At 67.4% G+C, this 17575-nt stretch carries 17 protein-coding genes; 13 read left to right on the top strand and 4 right to left on the bottom strand.

The genetic code is table 11. From position 1 onward, the window contains the following. Nucleotides 1-54: 54 nt before the first annotated feature. Entirely contained in the window at nucleotides 55-525 is a 471-nt protein-coding gene (locus ACODS0_RS08810; RefSeq protein WP_488834331.1) for a MerR family transcriptional regulator, read from the bottom strand. 191 nt (nucleotides 526-716) lie between these two features. Here ACODS0_RS08810 and otnI point away from each other — a divergent pair, with 191 nt between their 5' ends. From otnI to ACODS0_RS08780, 6 genes are all read left to right on the top strand, one after another. Next, nucleotides 717-1529 (top strand): 2-oxo-tetronate isomerase, encoded by an 813-nt coding sequence (gene otnI, locus ACODS0_RS08805; protein ID WP_488834327.1) that lies wholly within the window; start codon nucleotides 717-719, stop codon nucleotides 1527-1529. A 229-nt stretch (nucleotides 1530-1758) separates the two neighbouring features. Next, nucleotides 1759-3819: a methyl-accepting chemotaxis protein gene (locus tag ACODS0_RS08800; RefSeq protein ID WP_488834325.1), complete on the top strand. Its 2061-nt coding sequence runs from the start codon at nucleotides 1759-1761 to the stop codon at nucleotides 3817-3819. Between the two features lie 121 nt (nucleotides 3820-3940). Next, nucleotides 3941-5197 carry a GGDEF domain-containing protein gene (locus ACODS0_RS08795; RefSeq protein ID WP_488834323.1) on the top strand — a complete coding sequence of 419 codons (1257 nt, stop codon included), beginning with the start codon at nucleotides 3941-3943 and terminating at the stop codon, nucleotides 5195-5197. A gap of 184 nt (nucleotides 5198-5381) precedes the next feature. Next, nucleotides 5382-6872 carry a M20 family metallopeptidase gene (locus tag ACODS0_RS08790; protein WP_488834321.1) on the top strand — a complete coding sequence of 497 codons (1491 nt, stop codon included), beginning with the start codon at nucleotides 5382-5384 and terminating at the stop codon, nucleotides 6870-6872. A 148-nt stretch (nucleotides 6873-7020) separates the two neighbouring features. Beyond that, a complete protein-coding gene (locus tag ACODS0_RS08785) occupies nucleotides 7021-7557 on the top strand; it encodes a peroxiredoxin family protein (protein WP_487255979.1) in 537 nt (178 codons plus the stop codon). 123 nt (nucleotides 7558-7680) lie between these two features. Further along, the gene (locus ACODS0_RS08780; RefSeq protein WP_488834319.1) at nucleotides 7681-8553 is read left to right on the top strand and encodes an alpha/beta hydrolase; all 873 of its coding nucleotides are present in this window, start codon (nucleotides 7681-7683) and stop codon (nucleotides 8551-8553) included. A 74-nt stretch (nucleotides 8554-8627) separates the two neighbouring features. Here ACODS0_RS08780 and ACODS0_RS08775 read toward each other — a convergent pair whose 3' ends face one another. Beyond that, nucleotides 8628-9110, bottom strand: coding sequence for a YidB family protein (locus ACODS0_RS08775; RefSeq protein WP_218300767.1), 483 nt, complete (start codon nucleotides 9108-9110; stop codon nucleotides 8628-8630). Nucleotides 9111-9322: 212 nt separating this feature from the next. After that, the gene (locus tag ACODS0_RS08770) at nucleotides 9323-10693 is read right to left on the bottom strand and encodes a M20/M25/M40 family metallo-hydrolase (protein WP_488834317.1); all 1371 of its coding nucleotides are present in this window, start codon (nucleotides 10691-10693) and stop codon (nucleotides 9323-9325) included. 158 nt (nucleotides 10694-10851) lie between these two features. Between ACODS0_RS08770 and ACODS0_RS08765 the strand changes: the two genes are divergently transcribed. Continuing rightward, nucleotides 10852-11778, top strand: coding sequence for a LysR family transcriptional regulator (locus ACODS0_RS08765; RefSeq protein WP_488834315.1), 927 nt, complete (start codon nucleotides 10852-10854; stop codon nucleotides 11776-11778). Here the strand turns inward: ACODS0_RS08765 and ACODS0_RS08760 are convergent. Then, the gene (locus ACODS0_RS08760) at nucleotides 11764-12948 is read right to left on the bottom strand and encodes an MFS transporter (protein ID WP_488834312.1); all 1185 of its coding nucleotides are present in this window, start codon (nucleotides 12946-12948) and stop codon (nucleotides 11764-11766) included. The two genes, ACODS0_RS08765 and ACODS0_RS08760, sit on opposite strands and share 15 nt — an antisense overlap. Before the next feature lie 256 nt (nucleotides 12949-13204). Here ACODS0_RS08760 and ubiU point away from each other — a divergent pair, with 256 nt between their 5' ends. The 6 genes from ubiU (at nucleotide 13205) to ACODS0_RS08730 (ending at nucleotide 17538) form a co-directional block, all read left to right on the top strand. Then, nucleotides 13205-14239, top strand: coding sequence for a ubiquinone anaerobic biosynthesis protein UbiU (gene ubiU / locus ACODS0_RS08755; RefSeq protein ID WP_488834376.1), 1035 nt, complete (start codon nucleotides 13205-13207; stop codon nucleotides 14237-14239). A gap of 155 nt (nucleotides 14240-14394) precedes the next feature. Next, complete coding sequence (locus ACODS0_RS08750; protein ID WP_488834309.1) at nucleotides 14395-15357, top strand: U32 family peptidase; 963 nt, start codon at nucleotides 14395-14397, stop codon at nucleotides 15355-15357. A gap of 18 nt (nucleotides 15358-15375) precedes the next feature. Further along, nucleotides 15376-15996 carry a PAQR family membrane homeostasis protein TrhA gene (trhA, locus tag ACODS0_RS08745; protein WP_488834307.1) on the top strand — a complete coding sequence of 207 codons (621 nt, stop codon included), beginning with the start codon at nucleotides 15376-15378 and terminating at the stop codon, nucleotides 15994-15996. 15 nt (nucleotides 15997-16011) lie between these two features. Continuing rightward, nucleotides 16012-16533, top strand: coding sequence for a ubiquinone anaerobic biosynthesis accessory factor UbiT (ubiT, locus tag ACODS0_RS08740; protein WP_488834305.1), 522 nt, complete (start codon nucleotides 16012-16014; stop codon nucleotides 16531-16533). Nucleotides 16534-16535: 2 nt separating this feature from the next. Then, nucleotides 16536-16949: a putative zinc-binding protein gene (locus ACODS0_RS08735; RefSeq protein WP_488834303.1), complete on the top strand. Its 414-nt coding sequence runs from the start codon at nucleotides 16536-16538 to the stop codon at nucleotides 16947-16949. After that, entirely contained in the window at nucleotides 16942-17538 is a 597-nt protein-coding gene (locus ACODS0_RS08730) for a UbiX family flavin prenyltransferase (RefSeq protein WP_060987236.1), read from the top strand. Before ACODS0_RS08735 ends, ACODS0_RS08730 begins: the two co-directional genes overlap by 8 nt. Nucleotides 17539-17575: the final 37 nt, after the last annotated feature.

Below are 17575 nucleotides of genomic sequence, written 5' to 3'. Positions count from 1 at the left end.
TTGTTGATGGCGCCATGGTCACCCTGCCCCACGGGGCAGAGTCAAGCGGTCAGGTCAAGTCGCGGTGAATCTCGCAGCGCCCGCCTTGGTAGCTGCACCAAATTGCGCGGGGTTGTGCGCTGGAGGTGCCACCGCCAGTGTGGAGGGCGCAGCGCAGGCTTCGGGTGCCACGGGCACGGCCAGCGTGTCGCAGGTGTGCAGCTCGGCTTCCAACAGCGCCAGCTGCGCGTCCAGCGCTGACAGGCGCGCCAGCTCCTGCGCCACGGCGGCCCGCCGCCCGGCCACCAGCTGGGCCATGCGTTCCCAGCCTGCAGCGGTGTCGATGCGGGGCAGGCCATCCAGCTCCGACAGCCGAAAACCCAGCGCCTGGGCCCGGCGGATCAGCAACACGCGGGCTACATCGGCCTCGCCATAGTGGCGGTAGCTGCCTGCGCGCGCCACCGTGCCCAGCAGGCCCCGGGCCTCGTACAGCCGGATGGCCTTGGGCGTGGTGCCGGTGCGTTGGGCGAGTTCTCCGATGCGCATTGGGTGTCCTGGTAGGAGGGCAAAATACTATCAAATTAATAGCTACTGGCGCTTATCCATTAAGCGCTAGGTGACAATTTTGCTCATATTTTTCATGGGTGGAGCCTGGTTGAGGCTTGTCAAGGGCTGCTTGCCCCGATGCTGCACGATAAGCTGCTGCGCTCTGATTCCACCTTCCGCCCGCGCCCGCCATGCCCCAGTTTGCCGCCAACCTGAGCCTGATGTACACCGAGCTGCCGTTTCTGGACCGTTTTGCCGCTGCGGCGCGCGACCGGTTCACGGCGGTGGAGTTCTTGTTTCCCTATGCCTTCGAGCCCATCGAGGTGGCGGCCCGGCTTGCGGACAACGGCTTGCAGCTGGTGCTGTTCAATGCCCCGCCTGGCGGCACCGACCGCAGCCGCATGGCGGCGGCGTGGGACCAGAACGCGCGCGGCACCGCAGCGCTGCCTGGGCATGAGGCCGAGTTCCGCGCGGGCGTGCAAGAAGCCCTGCGCTATGCCGAGGTGCTGGGCTGCCCGCGCATCCACGTGCTCTCGGGCATCGTGCCGCCCGGCGTGGAGCGCGAATCCCTCAAGGACCTGTGCGTTGGCAACCTGCGCTGGGCGGCGGCCGAGGCTGCGGGCGCGGGGTGCGACATCCTCATCGAGCCCATCAACCTGCGCGACATGCCTCGCTACTTTCTGAACCGGCAGGATCACGCGCACGAGCTGCTTGATGCGGCGCAGGCCCCCAACCTCAAGGTGCTGATGGACCTCTACCACTGCCAGATCGTGGAGGGTGACGTGGCCACCAAGCTACACCAGTACCTGCCCACGGGCCGGGTGGCGCATGTTCAGATTGCCGGTGTGCCCGGGCGCCACGAGCCGGACCGGGGGGAGCTGAACTACCCCTTTCTCTTCGACACCATCGACGCGTTGGGCTACGGCGGCTGGGTCGGCTGCGAATACCGGCCCGCAGCGGGCACCTCGCAAGGCCTGGGCTGGATGACTGGGAAGATCCGCTGAGTCGCTCTGCGCCTTCCCCCTACGCCTTCGTTGTGGGGCGGTACTTGCTCGGCGTCCTCGGCTTGGGCAGTGCCAGTTTCGCAGGCCATGACTCACACATCGGCGGCGTTGAGGTACGCAGCTTTGCGTAAGGGAATGCGTGAATAAATGTAACAAGCCTCTGGACGTAGAGTGACCGCAGACCGGCGACAGCCGGCTTTGGGCTTTCAATCTCCAGGAGACACACTGCATGGCTGCTTCCCTTGCCAACAACCGTTCCGTCGCGCGCCAGGTCACGCTGACCGCCATTGCGCTGGTGGCCCTGGTGCTGGTGTTGGTGGGGCTGGCCATTGCCGTGCTGACCGAGCGCAGCACCCGCGCCCTGGTCGCCTCCAGTGTGGGCGACACCGCGCAGAGCGTGGCGCAGTCGCTGGACGCTGCCGACAATACCAACCGCGAGCTGGTGCAGCTCACCATGAAGGGCTTTCAGCGCTACTTCGAGGCCACCATGCAGCTCGACGAAGCCTCGGGCGAGCTGCGCAGCTATGGCGCGCTGGTCAACGAGGACTACGGCTCGGTCGACAAGTTCGCCAGCGAGACCGGCGGTATCGCCACCGTGTTCGCCAAGAAGGGCGATGACTTCGTGCGCATCACCACCTCGGTCAAGAACGAACAGGGCGCGCGCCAGCAGGGCACGCCGCTGGGCAAGGACGACCCGGCCTATGCCACCGTGGCCAAAGGCGAGCCCTACACCGGAGTCACCGTGGTGGGCGGCAAGCCCTTCATGGGCCACTACCTGCCCGCCAAGGATGCATCGGGCAAGGTGATTGCGCTGCTGTTCATCGGCAACGATATCAGCGTGTTCCACGCCATGCTGCAAAAGCAGGTAGCGCAGACCAAATTCTTCGAGCATGGCGGCACGTACGTGATCAACCCCGGCACCTCGCTCGACAAGGCGGTGTTCGTGTACCACCCCACCGCACGCGGCAAGCGTGTGCTGGAGGCCTACCCCCAGGCCCGCCCGTTTTTTGAAGCCCTGGCCGCATCGCCCGATGGCTTTGTTCGTGAAGCCGCCCCCGTGTTGGGCGCAGGCGCCGAAGACCCCTGGGCCCTGGTGCGCAAAACCGGCGGCGGCTGGTGGGTGGTGGCGGAGGTGGCCGACGGCGAGGCCATGGCCAGCCAGCGCCGCGTCACGCTCGCCGTGTGGGGCTTGATGGCCGTAGCCGTGGTGCTGCTGGCCATTGGCCTGTTCCTCATGCTGCGCCGGGGCGTAAGCCGCCCGCTGCAGGATCTGACCCAGGCCATCACCCTGGTAGCGCAGGGCGACCTGACCGAAGAATTCCGCACCACGCGGCGCGACGAAATCGGCGCGCTGGTGCAGGAGGTGGAAGGCATGCGCCAGCGCTACACGCAGATGCTGCAGCAGGTGCGCACGGCAGTGGACAGCATCACCACCGCCAGCGCCGAGATCGCCAGCGGCAACCAGGACCTGTCGGCCCGCACCGAGGCCACGGCCAGCAGCCTCGCGCAGACCGCGCAGAGCATGGAGCACCTCACCTCCACCGTGCGCCAGTCGGCCGACGCCGCGCGCCAGGCCAACCAGCTGGCCAGCACCGCCGCCGCCGTGGCCGCACGCGGTGGCCGGGTGGTGGGCGAGGTGGTCACCACCATGGGCGACATCAACCAAAGCTCGCGCAAGATTGCCGATATCATCGGCGTGATCGATTCCATTGCGTTCCAGACCAACATCCTGGCATTGAACGCAGCGGTGGAAGCCGCCCGCGCAGGTGAACAAGGCCGGGGCTTTGCCGTGGTGGCCAGCGAGGTCCGCAGTCTGGCAGGGCGCAGTGCCGAGGCCGCGCGCGAGATCAAGGCGCTCATTGGCGCCTCGGTGGAGCGGGTGGAATCGGGCGCACGCCTGGTGCAGAACGCGGGCACCACCATGGACGAGATCGTGGGCTCGGTCAAACGCGTGGGCGACATCATTGGTGAGATCACAGCGGCATCGAGCGAGCAGTCCGACGGCATCGGCCAGGTCAACACTGCCGTGAACCAACTGGACCAGATGACACAGCAGAACGCTGCCCTGGTGGAGGAATCCGCTGCCGCAGCCCAAAGCCTGCGGGAGCAGGCCTCCCGCCTGGCGGGGGCGGTGCAGGTGTTCAAGCTCTCGCGGACCGAGGGCGCGGCCGGTGGCGGTATCGGCTACACCCAGCGCGCGGCCCTGGCCGCGCCCATGGCACAAACGGGCGAGGGCGAGGCGGTGCACGCCCCCGGCAGTGGCGCGCGCGCACCCGCCCAGTTGCAATAGCCCACTGCACCCGACCAATCGGCTGTGCGGCGGGGGACGCGTGGTCATCTGGCGGTTTGCGGTCTGCAGACCTTCGTTTATGCTGATCTGAAACCCCCCACCACACCGCCCACCCCCATCCATGGCCGCCCACGTTCCCACCATGCTGGTCATGATCATCGTGAGTTCGCTCATGATGGCCGCCTCCATGGCTGTGGTGGGCTGGGGGCGTCGGCGCGATGGCCTGGGGCGGTGGGCGGCCGCCCTGATGGTCAATGCCGTCGGGCATTTGCTGATCATGCTGCGGGGCCTGGTGCCGGATGTGGTGTCCATCGTGCTGGGCAACCTGCTGCTGTCCTGCGTGTTTGTGGGGATGATCGCCGCGATCTACCAGTTCCAGGGGCGCCCGCCACGGTGGCTGCTGCTGCTCACACCGTCGGCGCTGGTCACGTGTTTTGTCATCGTGTCTATCGACAACTTTCCGGCGCGCGCGAGTTTTGTGGGCCTGGTCATCGGGCTGCAGGCCGTGTGGGCTCTGATGGCGGCCCTGGAGCGCCGCCATGCCACCGTGGGGCGCGGGCAGTGGCTGCTGGTGGCAGGGCTGGGCCTGGAGGCCCTGGTGCTGGGCGGCCGCGCGCTGCTGGCCTTGGGCGAAAGCCAGACGGCCACCAGCATCCTCCAGGGCAGCCTGCTGCAGACGCTGACCTTCATGGCCACGTTTTCTGTGGTGCTTATCAGCTCCATGGGATTTGTGTTCATGTCTCGCGACCGTGCCGACGAGAACAACCGCATCATGGCGGCGCTGGATCCGCTTACTGGCGTGGCCAACCGCCGCTCGCTGATCGCGGCGCTGGACCGCGACGTCTCGCGCGCCGTGCGCTCGCGCGAATCCATCGCGCTCATGATGGTGGACATCGACCACTTCAAGCGGGTCAACGACCGCTACGGGCACCCCGCCGGTGACCAGGTGCTGTGCAGCGTGGTCAATGTGCTGAGCGAGCGCGTGCGGGCGCAGGACCTGGTGGGCCGCTACGGGGGTGAGGAATTCATGGTGGTGCTGCCCGACACCACGTTGCTGGGGGCCGAGCAGCTGGCGCGGGAACTGTGCAAGGCGGTGGAGGAATCGCGCTGCCGCATCCGCGCAGTCGGCGGAGCCGCGCCAGATGCAACCACCGACGCGGCCCTGGGCATTGCCGTCACGGTCAGCATTGGCGTCTTTGGCGGCCGGCTGGAGCCCGGCGACAGCTGGGACATGCTGATCGCCGCAGCCGACCGTGCGCTCTACCAGGCCAAGGAAAACGGCCGCAACCGGGTGGAGGTGTCCACCAGCCTGCGGCGCCCCGCCTCCCTGGCGGCGGCACAGGCCAATCCCGACACGCATCCTGTTTCCCGGTATTGACCCCCAAGAGGGACGCGGGACGGGCCACGCTGGGCACACCACCCGAAGAAGAGCTGCGCCCCCTGCCACAGCGCTGCCAGACTATGTCGCGGGTCTATGGATACCTGCCATGGCGCCCGCACAGGCGTTGTGTTGGAATGCTGGTTTCGGTCCACAAGATCCGCCGTATTCAGGAGAGCTGCCCATGAACGCCCGAGTCCCCCCCCACGCCCTGCAACCCGCCCTGGCCCTCGAACGGGTCAGCCAAGCCTGGGACAACGACATTGTTCGCCAGCTCACCGACTACATCGCCATCCCCGCCAAGTCGCCCATGTTCTCGCCCGACTGGGCCGAGCAGGGCCTGCTCGACACCGTGGTGCGCAACGCCGCCGCGTGGGTCGAGTCGCAGAAGGTTGAAGGCCTCACGCTCGAAATCGTGCGCCTGGAAGGCCGCACCCCCGTGCTGTTCTTTGAAATCGACTCCACCCAGGCCGGCGCCACCGATACCGTGCTCATGTACGGCCACCTCGACAAGCAACCCGAGTTCAGCGGCTGGCGCAACGACCTGGGTCCCTGGACGCCCAAATACGAAGACGGCAAGCTCTATGGCCGGGGCGGCGCCGACGACGGCTACGCGGTCTATGCCAGCATCGCCGCCGTGCAGGAGCTCAAGCGCCAGAACGTGCCCCACCCGCGCATCGTGGGCCTGATCGAGACCTGCGAGGAAAGCGGCTCGCGCGACCTGCTGCCCTACATCGACGCCCTCAAGCCCCGCATGGGCAACGTGGCACTGGTGGTGTGCCTGGACTCGGGCGCCGGCAACTACGACCAGCTGTGGCTCACCACCAGCCTGCGCGGCATGGCCACCGGCACGCTCAAGGTCGAGATCCTCACCGAAGGCATCCACTCCGGTGACGCCTCGGGCCTGGTGCCCTCGTCGTTCCGCATCATGCGGCAGGTGCTCGACCGGCTCGAAGACAGCGCCACCGGCCGGCTGCTGCCCCAGAGCTTTCATTGCGAAGTGCCTGCCGACCGCCTGGCCCAGGCCCGCGCCACGGCGGGCATCCTGGGCGAAGAGGTGTACAAGCGCTTCCCCTGGGCGCACTACGACTGCGGCGGTTCCACCACCTTTGCATTGCCCACCACCACCGACCCGCTGCAGGCCCTGCTCAAGCGCACCTGGGAGCCCACACTCTCCGTGACCGGCGCCGAAGGCTTCCCCGCGCTGCAGGACGCTGGCAACGTGCTGCGCCCCTACACCGCCTTCAAGCTCAGCCTGCGCCTGCCGCCCCTGGTGGATGCGGCCCAGGCTGTGCAGGAGCTGAAGGCCCTGCTCGAAGACAACGCGCCCTACCAGGCCAAGGTCACCTTCCAGGGCACGAGCGGCGCCACGGGCTGGAATGCGCCCAGCACCACGCCCTGGTTCGAGCAGGCGCTGAACGACGCATCTCAGGCCCACTTCGGCGCACCCTGCGGCTACATCGGCCAGGGCGGCACCATCCCGCTCATGAACATGCTCAGCGAAGGCTTCCCCACCGCGCAAATGATGGTGTGTGGTGTGCTCGGCCCCAAAAGCAACGCCCACGGCCCCAACGAGTTCCTGCATGTGCCCTACGCCAAGAAGCTCACCGCCGCCGTGGCGCAGGTGATTGCAGGCATGGCACAGCAGGCGGTCGCACCTGCCGCAGCGGGCTGATAGGCGCGATCTTTTCAGCTTTCACCGTTCTTTCACACCCACGACTGACGCAAAAATGGGCATGGGCAGCCGGCACGCATCCAAGCGATGCGGCCGCTGCGTTCCGGTTTGCGCAAGTCCTCACACCCTTCTGGCAGGCAAGATCACCATGGACAAACGCGCTTTTCTCCACGCCTGTACGGCCACCACACTGGCCGCTGCGGTACACCCTCTCGTCCACGCCCAGGCGCCTGCGGCAACGGCGGGGGTTGCCGCTCCTGGCCCGCGCCACACGCTGTTGGGCACCAACAGCGAAGGCAAGCCTGTCGCACTGACCGACTTTGCGGGCAAGGTGTGCCTGGTGAGCTTCTTCACCGCTGGCTGCGCCCTGTGCACCAACGAGCTGCGGCTGATGCGCGAGTTCTATACGAACAACCGCCAGCGCGACTTTGTGCTGCTGGGCGTGAACATGGACGAAAAAAACGCGGACTTCATGCAGTACATCGAGCTGCTCAAAGTGTCCGTGCCTGCCGAGCAGCGCTTTCCGATTGCCTGGCGCAACGCTGTGGGGCACCAGGACAGCTTTGGCACCATCACCCGCCGCCCCACGCACTATGTGCTCAACCGCCAGCACCAGCAGGTGTTGCGCCGCGAAGGCAATTTTCTGCCCACGGATTGGGACGACCTCTGGGCCTCCATCGCCTGACGTGGGTTGCGCCACGCGTGATTCGTTCGGCCACCGCCGGGCCATGCCGTACCGCCTTTTTATGGGATTGCCTTCCTGTTCTTTCCTGGTTGAGCGATTGCCCGCTCAACAGCACCGCCCGCCATGATCTCTGACGACCCCATTCCCTCCACCCTCACCACCTTCACCGCCAGCGACGGCGAAAACCTGGCTGTGCAGGACTGGCCCCTGCCCGAGGGCGAGCCCTGCCGGGGCACCGTGCTGCTAGTGCATGGCCTGGGCGAACATGTGGGCCGCTACGACGCGGTGGCCCGCCGCCTCAACGACTGGGGTTTTGCCGTGCGGGGTTACGACCAGTATGGTCACGGCGAATCTGGTGGGCCACGTGGCGGCCTCACTTCGGACCTGCGCCTGCTGGATGACCTGGCCGACCTGGTGGACGCCACGCGCGCCCGCATGCCCGCAGGCCAGCCCCTCGTGCTGCTGGGCCACAGCATGGGCGGGCTTGTGGCTTCGCGTTTTGTGTCCTTGAAGATAAGACCTGTGGACGCCCTGGTGTTGTCATCCCCCGCGCTGGATGCGGGCCTGGGCGCCGTGCAAAAGCTGCTGCTGGCCACGCTGCCGCGCATCGCACCCAACCTGCGCGTGGGCAATGGGCTCGATGCGCAGTACCTCTCGCACGACCCGGCCGTGGTCGCGGCCTACCTGGCCGACCCGCTGTGCCACGACCGCATCAGCGCCCGTCTGGCCCGCTTCATCGCCAACGGCGGCCCCGCCACCGTGGCCCGCGCCGCGCACTGGAGCGTGCCCACGCTGCTGATGTGGGCGGGCAGCGACAAGCTGGTCCACCCTGCGGGCAGCCGTGCCTTTGCGGCCGCAGCCCCCAAGGCCGTCGTGCATGCACACTGCTTTGAACCCCTGTTCCACGAGCTGTTCAATGAAAGCCCGGAGCTGGCCGAGCCGGTGTTCAACCTGCTGCAGCAGTGGCTGGTGCGGCGCTGTCCGGCAGTGAGGTAGCCGGGTCGTCGCGGTTACCCAAAATTTCAAGCCAAAATGGCCGCCAGCGCTTATCTATAAAGCGCTAGCAGCTATCATTTTTGCAACAATCCGCCCAGCATTCCGAACAGGTCGTTCGAGGTGCCAAACCCGCCCTGCGGCGCCTCGCCGCGCGGGCTGAGCTGGTCGATCAGGCCCGGCAGTACCTGGGCCAGCTGGCCTGCTGCCGCGCCGGGGCCTACGCCCAGTTGCGACGCGATCTGCGACAGCGGGCCGCTGCCCAGCACGCTGGACAACTGTTCGCCGGAGATCGCCTGATTCGGCCCCGCGCTCAGCCAGGACGCAATCACATTGCCAAGCCCCGCCTGCTGAAACTTGGCCATCAACCCCGGCAGACCGCCCACCGGGCCGTCGTTGCTGATCAGGGACATCACGGCCTGCACCAGCTGCGGGTTCTGCGCAGCCAGGCTGATCAAGCCGCCCAGGCCACTCCCGGCCCCACCGGCTGCAGCGGCGCCATTGCCGCCTTGCGATGCATTGTTGATAACGGCACCCAGAACGGAATCGAGCAAACCCATGGTGTTCTCCTGCAGAGGGATAAAGGACGGCGGTGCGCCGCCCCGGACGGAACCACCCATGGTACGCACCTTGGCGTCTCCTTCATGTCAACAATCGTGAATTGTGGTGCTGCGGGCCCTGCCCGGCAGGGCACGCGGCAACACGCCATCCACGGCCCGCTCCACTCCCGCGCTGGTGTGTGTCGCTGAGAGGGCGCCCCGCTGCCGCGCAACTACTTGGCGCGGGGTGGGCGCTTGTCCAGCAGCGGTGCACTCACACCCTGCACCCCCACCAGCCCCAGCACCGTGACCAGCGAGGTCTGCGCGCCTTTCCAGGCGTCCGTCAGGTCAATCCATTCGGACAGCGCGTGGAACCCGCCCGTCTTGCCGCCGCCCCCGATCACGATGGCGGGGATGCCCAGCGACATGGGCACGTTGGCATCGGTGCTCGCGCCGCCCAGCACCGTCTTGCGGCCAAACGCCGTGTTGGCGCGCACGGCCGCTTCCACAATGACCGAATCCGCCGCCGTACGGCCACCGGGCCGGTCGCCGATGAGTTTGGTCGATGCGCTCAGGGTGTTCACACCCCAGCGCGCGTTCTCTTCGGTCACGGCGCTGTCCACGGCGGCCAGCACCTGCTTTTCGGTGGCCAGCATCGGGGCTGTTTCGTCGGAGCGGATGTCCACCGCCATGCGCGCATCCGGCGCGATGGTGTTGACCGATGTGCCGCCGCCCACAGTGCCCACGGTGAACGTGGTCTTGGGGCTCTTGGGCGTGCGGATGTCGGCGATCTTGGCAATGGCGCGGCCCATGCCGTGGATGGCGCTGGGCACCTCGCCAAACGCGGCGTAGCTGTGGCCGCCCGGGCCCTTGAAGGTCACCTCGTGGCGGTGGCTGCCCGTGCCCAGCACCAGCACCGTGCCATCGGGCGCGGGCTCCAGCGCCACCATGCCGTCGATGTCCAGGTGTTCCTTGAAAAGGTGCTTCATGCCGCGCAGGTTGCCCAGCTCTTCCTCGCCCACATTGCCCACGAACACCAGGTCGCCCACGGTGGCGATCTTCTGGTCGTTCAGCACCTTGAGCCACGACAGCAGCACGGCCAGGCCGCGTGTGTTGTCGGAAATGCCGGGCGCATACAGCTTGCCGTCGCGCTCCCTCACCTTCACATCGGTGCCAGAGGGGAACACGGTGTCCAGGTGGGCCGAGATGACCAGCTTGGGGCCGTTGCCCGTGCCCTTGCGCACGCCCACGACGTTGCCTTCGGCGTCGATCGCGGCGTTGGTCAGGCCCAGGGCCTGCAGCCGGGCCAGGAAAGCTTCGGCGCGCTTTTGTTCCTTGAACGGAGGCGCCTCGATCTCGGTGAGCATGCGCAGGTCTTCGGTGGCGCGGTCGTGGTCGGCCTTCACGGCATCGAGCAGCTGCAGGATCTGGGGCGCAGCCATGAGCTGGCCATAGGCCTTGTCCACGGCGGGACGCAGCGTGGTGGGCGTGGGCGCCACGGCACCGAACTGCGCATGGGCGGCACCGGGCAGCAAGGCGGCGCAGGCGAGGGCCATGGCACCCGCAAGGGCTGTGGCACGGAAGGTATGGAGAGGGAGAGTCATGGTGATCCAGCGAAACACAAACACAAACGGAAGGAGTGACCGGCCTGTCCAGCCATCGTGGATGGAGCCGTGGGCCAGCATGCAGGGCCATGCAATTGTTGGACCGAACCCCGCCCCTGGGCTCTGCTTTAATCTGCCCAGCCGACAGTTTTTCTTACATGCGCAAACACATCCCCAGCACCCGCGCCCTGCTTGTTTTCGATGCCGTGGCACGCCACCACGGCGTGAGCAAGGCCGCCGAAGAACTCTGCCTCACGCACAGCGCCGTGAGCCAGCAGCTGCGCCTGCTGGAGGGCCAGCTGGGCCTGCAGCTGGTGCAGCGCGGCGCACGCGGCTCCACGCTCACCGACGTAGGCCGCCGCTACCACGCGCAGATCGTGGGCGACTTGCTGCGGCTGCAGAACCACACCCTCGAAGCCATGGCCCAGCGGCCCGATGGCGCGCGCCTGCTGGTGGGTTGCGTGCCGGTGTTTGCCGAGCGCTGGCTGCTGCCCCGGCTGCCTGCCTTCCTTGCGCAGCACAAAGGCTGCAGCCTGCACCTGCAGGTGTACCCCACGCAGATCTACATGGCGGAGATACCGTTCGACGTGGCCGTGCAGTACGACGACGCGGCCTGGCCCGGTGTGGTGCCAGCGCCCCTGATGCCCGAGGTTTGCGTGGCCGTGTGTGCACCGCAGTCGCGCCACCGGCGTGCGACGGAGCGCGGCGATTTTCGGGCCGTTCCGCTGCTGCAGCTCAGCTCGCGCCTGGGCGCCTGGGACTACTGGCTGGCCCGTGCGGGCATCACGCGCATCCCCGGCCACACGTTGGGAGGCCACCGCTTTGATCTGTTCTCGATGCTGGTGGAGGCCGTGCGCGCCGACTTGGGGCTAGGCCTGGTGCCCCGGTATTTTGTGGAGCGCGAACTGCAATCGGGCGAGCTGGTGCTGGCCCACCCGCACCACGACAGCGGTGCGCGGGGCTACAGCCTGTTCGTGGCGCCGGGGCGTCTGGAAGACCGGGCGGTGGCGGCCTTTGCACAGTGGCTGCGCACCACGGTGGCCGCAGAAGGCGCTGTGGCTGAGATGCCTTCAGACGCCGCGTGAAACGCGCTTGCGCTGCAGACCCAGCCAGGCCAGTGCCAGCCCCGTCACCACAATGGGCACCAGCGACCCGGCGTTCAGCAGCGTCCAGCCCTGTGTGGTGACCAGCACACCCGACGAGAACGCACTCAGCGCCAGCGTGGCGTACACGCAGAAGTTGATGGCCGCCTGGGCGCGATCCTTCTCCTCAGGCCGGTAGGCCGTCATGGCCAGCGTGGTGGAGCCGGTGAACAGGAAGTTCCAGCCCACCCCCAGGAAGAACAGCGCAACGCCGAAGTGGTGCAGCTCCACGCCCATCAGCGCCACGGCCACGCAGGCGAAGTTGAGCAACACCCCCGTGCCCATGATGGGCAGCACGCCAAACCGCTTGATGAGGTGGCCGGTGACAAAGCCGGGAGCGAACATGCCAATCACATGCCACTCCAGCACCAGCGCCGAGGCGTCAAAGTCAAAGCCACACACCTGCATGGCCAGCGGCGTGGCCGCCATCAGCAGGTTCATCACGCCATAGCCCAGCGCCGCGCCCACAATGGCCACGATGAAGGCAGGCTGGCGCATCAGTACAGAGAGGGGGCGCCCCTGCTCGCGTTGGCCCGCAGCGTTGAGCACCACGGGTTGCGCTTCGAACCGGATGGCTGCCATGCACAGCATGGACAACAGCGCCACGCCGATGAGCGCGATGTACGCGCCCGCAAACGGCACCGGGAACAGCGTGCGCGTGGCGCTGGCCAGGTTGGGGCCTGCCACGGCGCCCAGCAGGCCACCGGCCAGCACCAACGACACGGCCTTCTCGCGGTAGTCCGGGGCCGCCAGCTCGGCGGCCGCAAAGCGGTACAGGCCACCGTTGGCGCTGTAGTAGCCCGCCACCAGCGTAGCGGTGCACAGCAGCCAGAAGCTGCCGCTGAACGCCGCCCAGGCACACAGCGCGGCCGATGCCACGGCCACGGCCAGCCCGATCTGGAACGACACCTTGCGACCCCAGCGCGATTGCGTGCGCGCCACCAGCGGGGTGGACAGCGCCCCGCCCACCACGTAGCCCATCACCGGCAGCGTGGCCATCCAGCCAAAGGGCGCCAGCTGCAGGCCCACCAGGCCATTGATGGCAATGAAGACAACGTTGTTGGTGAGGAAAAGGCCTTGGCACAGCGCCAGCAGCCACAGGTTCTTGTTCATGACAGGGCAGCGCCCGGGTTGGGCAAAAGGAAGGAACGAAAAGTGGGACAGCGTAGACGCAAGTCAAGGCCTGGCGGCTATGGGGTGCGCTGCGGAGGCGGGCCACATCAAAACCCGACTGGTTTGCTCCGGAATTGTGCACCGCCGTTGATGAAGATCAGCGGATGCGTGGGGTGTCCTCATTATGGTGGCGCCCAGTGCTGTGGCCCGGCCCGGGGCCCGCGTTTGAATGTTTGTGATGGAACCCCTGAAATCGATGGAGGCGGTGCTGCCTGAAGCTGCAACCCCCGGACTGGAACTCGTCTGCCCCGCCGGCAGCCTGCCCGCCCTGAAGGCCGCTGTGGACCACGGCGCTAACTGCGTCTACCTGGGCCTGCGCGACGCCACCAATGCGCGCAATTTTGCGGGCCTCAACTTTGACGAGGCCGCCATCGCCAACGGCATTGCCTATGCGCATGGTCGCGGCTGCAAGGTCTTCATGGCGCTCAACACCTACCCGCAGGCGGCCAACCCGGGGCCGTGGCGCAGCGCACTGGACAAGGCGGTCGACCTGGGCGTGGACGCCGTCATCCTGGCCGACCCCGGCCTCATGCAATACGCGCTGCAGCACCATCCCCGGCTGCGGTTGCATCTGTCGGTGCAGGGCTCGGCCACCAACTACGAGGCCATCAACTTCTACCGCGAGCAGTTCGGCATCGTGCGCGCCGTGCTCCCGCGTGTGCTGTCGATGGAGCAGGTGCGCCAGGTCATCGACCGTACGCCGGTCGAGATCGAAGTCTTCGGCTTTGGCAGCCTGTGTGTGATGGTCGAGGGGCGCTGCGCGCTGTCGTCGTACGTGACCGGCGAATCGCCCAACACGCACGGCGTGTGCTCTCCGCCCAAGGCCGTGCGCTGGGTGGAGACGCCGCAGGGCCGCGAGTCGCGCCTGAACGGCGTGCTCATCGACCGCTATGCACCCGGCGAGAACGCGGGCTACCCCACGTTGTGCAAGGGGCGTTTCGACGTGGGGGATGACGAGAACTACTACGCCATCGAAGAGCCCACCAGCCTCAACACGCTGGAGCTGCTGCCCCAGCTGCTCAAGATGGGTGTGCGCGCCATCAAGATCGAAGGCCGCCAGCGCAGCCCCGCGTATGTGGCGCAGGTCACCCAGGTCTGGCGCGAGGCCATGGACCAGTGCCTGTCCTACCCGCACCGCTATGCGCCCAAGACGCGCTGGATGGCCAGCCTGGACCAGGTGGCAGAAGGCCAGCAGCACACGCTGGGCGCCTACCACCGCCCCTGGAAATGATGAGCGACTCACAAACCTCTTCTGGCGTCGTTGCCGCGTCTTGTCGTACTGGCCGTACTGCCTGCGACGCGGCGCCTAGCCAGAACCGCTTCGCTGAGGTTTGTGAGCCGCTACTAGCGTCTGGATCCCACGATAAAAACCCCGGAGACCGCCCCATGAAACTCTCTCTCGGCCCGCTGCTGTACTACTGGCCCCGCGACACCGTGTTCGCGTTCTACGAGGCCATGGCCGCCACGCCTGTGGATGTGGTGTACCTGGGCGAGACGGTGTGTTCGCGCCGCCATGAGCTGCGCCTGGCCGACTGGCTGGCGCTGGCGCGCATGCTGCGGGACGCGGGCAAGGAGGCGGTCTTGTCCAGCCAGGTGCTCATCGAGTCCAGCGCCGACGTGGGCGTGATGCACAAGATCACAGGCAACGGCGAATTTCTGGTTGAGGCCAATGACATGGGCGCCGTGAGCTGTCTTGCGCGCGTACCCGCCGGGCCGCAGGCCTTTGTGGCCGGGCCGCACCTGAACCTGTACAACGCGCACTCGTTGCAATGGATGGCGCAGCTGGGTGCCACGCGCTGGGTCATGCCGCTCGAAATGTCGCAGGCCGCGCTCGCTGCCGTGCTGGCGCAGCGGCCCGCAGGCATCGAGACCGAGGTGTTTGCCTACGGGCGCATGCCCCTGGCCTATTCGGCACGCTGCTTCACCGCGCGCCACCGCAACCTGCCCAAGGACGACTGCCAGTTCAGCTGCCTCGACCATCCTGACGGCCTGCCGCTGCGCACGCGCGAGGGCGAGGGCTTTCTCGTGCTTAACGGCACGCAGACCCAGTCGGCCCGCGTCTACAACCTGGCCAACGAGCTGGCGGCGATGCGCGCCCAAGGCGTGGACGTGGTGCGCCTGAGCCCGCAGGCCCAGCGCATGCCGCAGGTGATCGCCGCGTTTGACGAAGCCCGCCGCGCAGTGGTTGCGAAAGAGACTCCTGAAAAGACACCCGACTTTGTGGAGCGCATGCAGCCCTTCATGCCCGATCTGCCCTGCAACGGCTACTGGTTCGGGCGACCGGGCCTGGAGCAGGGGCTGCATGGCGCTGTAGGTGGTGCTGCCGCGCGGCCTGCCATGCATCCATAACGCGAAGCGAATCACCGCATGGTCCCCGGAGAACGTTTCAACAGCATCAGCCACCTGGTGGGTGCCCTGCTCGCCACGGCAGGCACGGCCGTGCTCATCACCCTCGCGGCGCGCCTGGGCGATCCGTGGAAGGTGGTGGCGTTCAGCATCTACGGCGCCATGCTGGTGGCGCTGTACGCCGCCTCCACCGCGTACCACAGCGTGCGTCGGCGCACCATCAAGGCCGTGCTGCAAAAGCTGGACCACTGCAGCATCTACCTGCTGATTGCGGGCAGCTACACGCCGTTTGCGCTGGTGTCGCTGCGCGGGCCCTGGGGCTGGTCGCTGCTGGGCGTGGTGTGGGGCCTGGCCCTGCTGGGCATTGCGCAGGAGATCTGGTGGGCGCGGGGTGCACGCGTGCTGTCGCTGGTCATCTATGTGCTCATGGGCTGGCTGGCGCTGGTGGCCGTGGTGCCGCTGTGGCAGGCGCTCACGCCAGCTGGGTTTGCCTGGTTGCTTGCGGGTGGGGCCTGCTACACGCTGGGCATCGTCTTCTATGCGCTGGACCACCGCGTGCGCCACGGCCACGGGCTGTGGCACCTGTTTGTGCTGGGCGGCAGCGTCTGCCACTTTTTCACCGTGTTTTTCTACGTGGCCTGAGGGCCCTTCTGTCTCATGGCGGCTTCTCCCCTTCCTTTCCCCCTGCTCGTTCCTGCGCCCGTGGGCGCTGTGCTGGCGCGCCTGCCCGCCTACCCTGGCTCGCAGCTGCTGGTAACCGCGCTCAACCTGGCGCTGGCGCGGCACCTGCCTGCGGACGTGGGCCAGGTGCTGCTGCACAAGAAGATGCGGGTGCAGGTGCGCGATGCGCGCGTGGCGTTCGACTTTGCCTGGACGGGCCAGCGCTTCGCCCCCCATGCACCGCTGGTGCCGCCGCAGGTGGCCGACGTCACGCTGAGCGCTACGGCCCGTGATTTTTTGCTGCTGGCCCAGCGCCAGCAAGACCCCGACACGCTGTTCTTCAGCCGCCGCCTGTCGATGGAGGGCGACACCGAGCTGGGCCTGGTGGTGAAGAACGCGCTCGATGCGATCGAGCTGCCCGTGCTGGACCCGCGCCAGTGGGTCCACAAGCTGGCGCCGCGCCAGGTGCTGAGCCACCTGCGGCGCCGCCTGGACCCGACACCCCGCAACGGAGGGTGAGCATGACCACCGACACCCATCCCCAGAACCACCCCTTGGTCTATTCCTGCTCCGGCTGCTCCAGCGCCGCGCAGCTGGCCAACCACGTGGCGCTGCAGCTCGACCGGCGCGGCGTGGCCGAGATGTCGTGCATTGCGGGCGTGGGGGGCGATGTGCCGCACCTGATGAAGACCGTGCGCTCGGGCCGGCCCATCATCGCGCTCGACGGCTGTCCGCTGGTCTGCGTCAAAAGCACGCTGGCGCGCCATGGCATCGTGGCCGACCGGCATTACCAGCTGCAACAGTACGGCGTGAAGAAGCGCGCCCACGAAGACTTCGACCCCGTGCAGGCCGCGCTGGTGCTGGAGCAGGTGGAGGCCGATCAGCAGGCGCAGCCCTTGGTTCGTTCTGCCGCCATGGAGCCCTCGCATGGCTGATGCTGCCCACACCCGCCGCATCATCGTCGCGATCTCGGGCGCCAGCGGCGCCGTGTACGGCGCGCGCCTGCTGCAGGTGCTGCAAGGCCAAAGCGGCATCGAGACCCACCTGGTCGTCTCCGACGCCGGCTGGCGCAACCTGCAGCACGAGCTGGACATGGACCGCCCCGCCGTCGAGGCCCTGGCCCACCGCGTGCACGACGTGGCCAACGTGGGCGCGGCCATCGCCAGCGGCTCGTTCCAGTGCCATGCCATGGTGGTCGCGCCCTGCTCCATGCGCACGCTGGCTGCCATAGCGCATGGGCTGGCTGACAACCTGCTCACGCGTGCGGCCGACGTGGCCCTCAAGGAGCGCCGCCGCCTGGTGCTGATGGTGCGCGAGTCGCCCCTGCACCTCACGCACCTGCGCAACATGGTGGCCGTGACCGAGATGGGCGGCATCATCTGCCCGCCGCTGCCCGCCTTCTACCTGCGCCCGCAGACCGTGGGCGAGGTGGTGGACTACAGCGTGGCGCGCGTGCTCGACCTCATGGATGTGCCGCACGCCCTGGCGCCCCGGTGGCAGGGTTTGGAGCTCAATGCTCCTTAATTGATAGCTGCTAGCGCAATCAATACCTGCGCTAACG

The organism is Acidovorax sp. FG60 (assembly GCF_057808995.1).
Note: the sequence above shows the minus strand (reverse complement) of the source record. Positions and strands in the feature narration are given on the sequence as shown.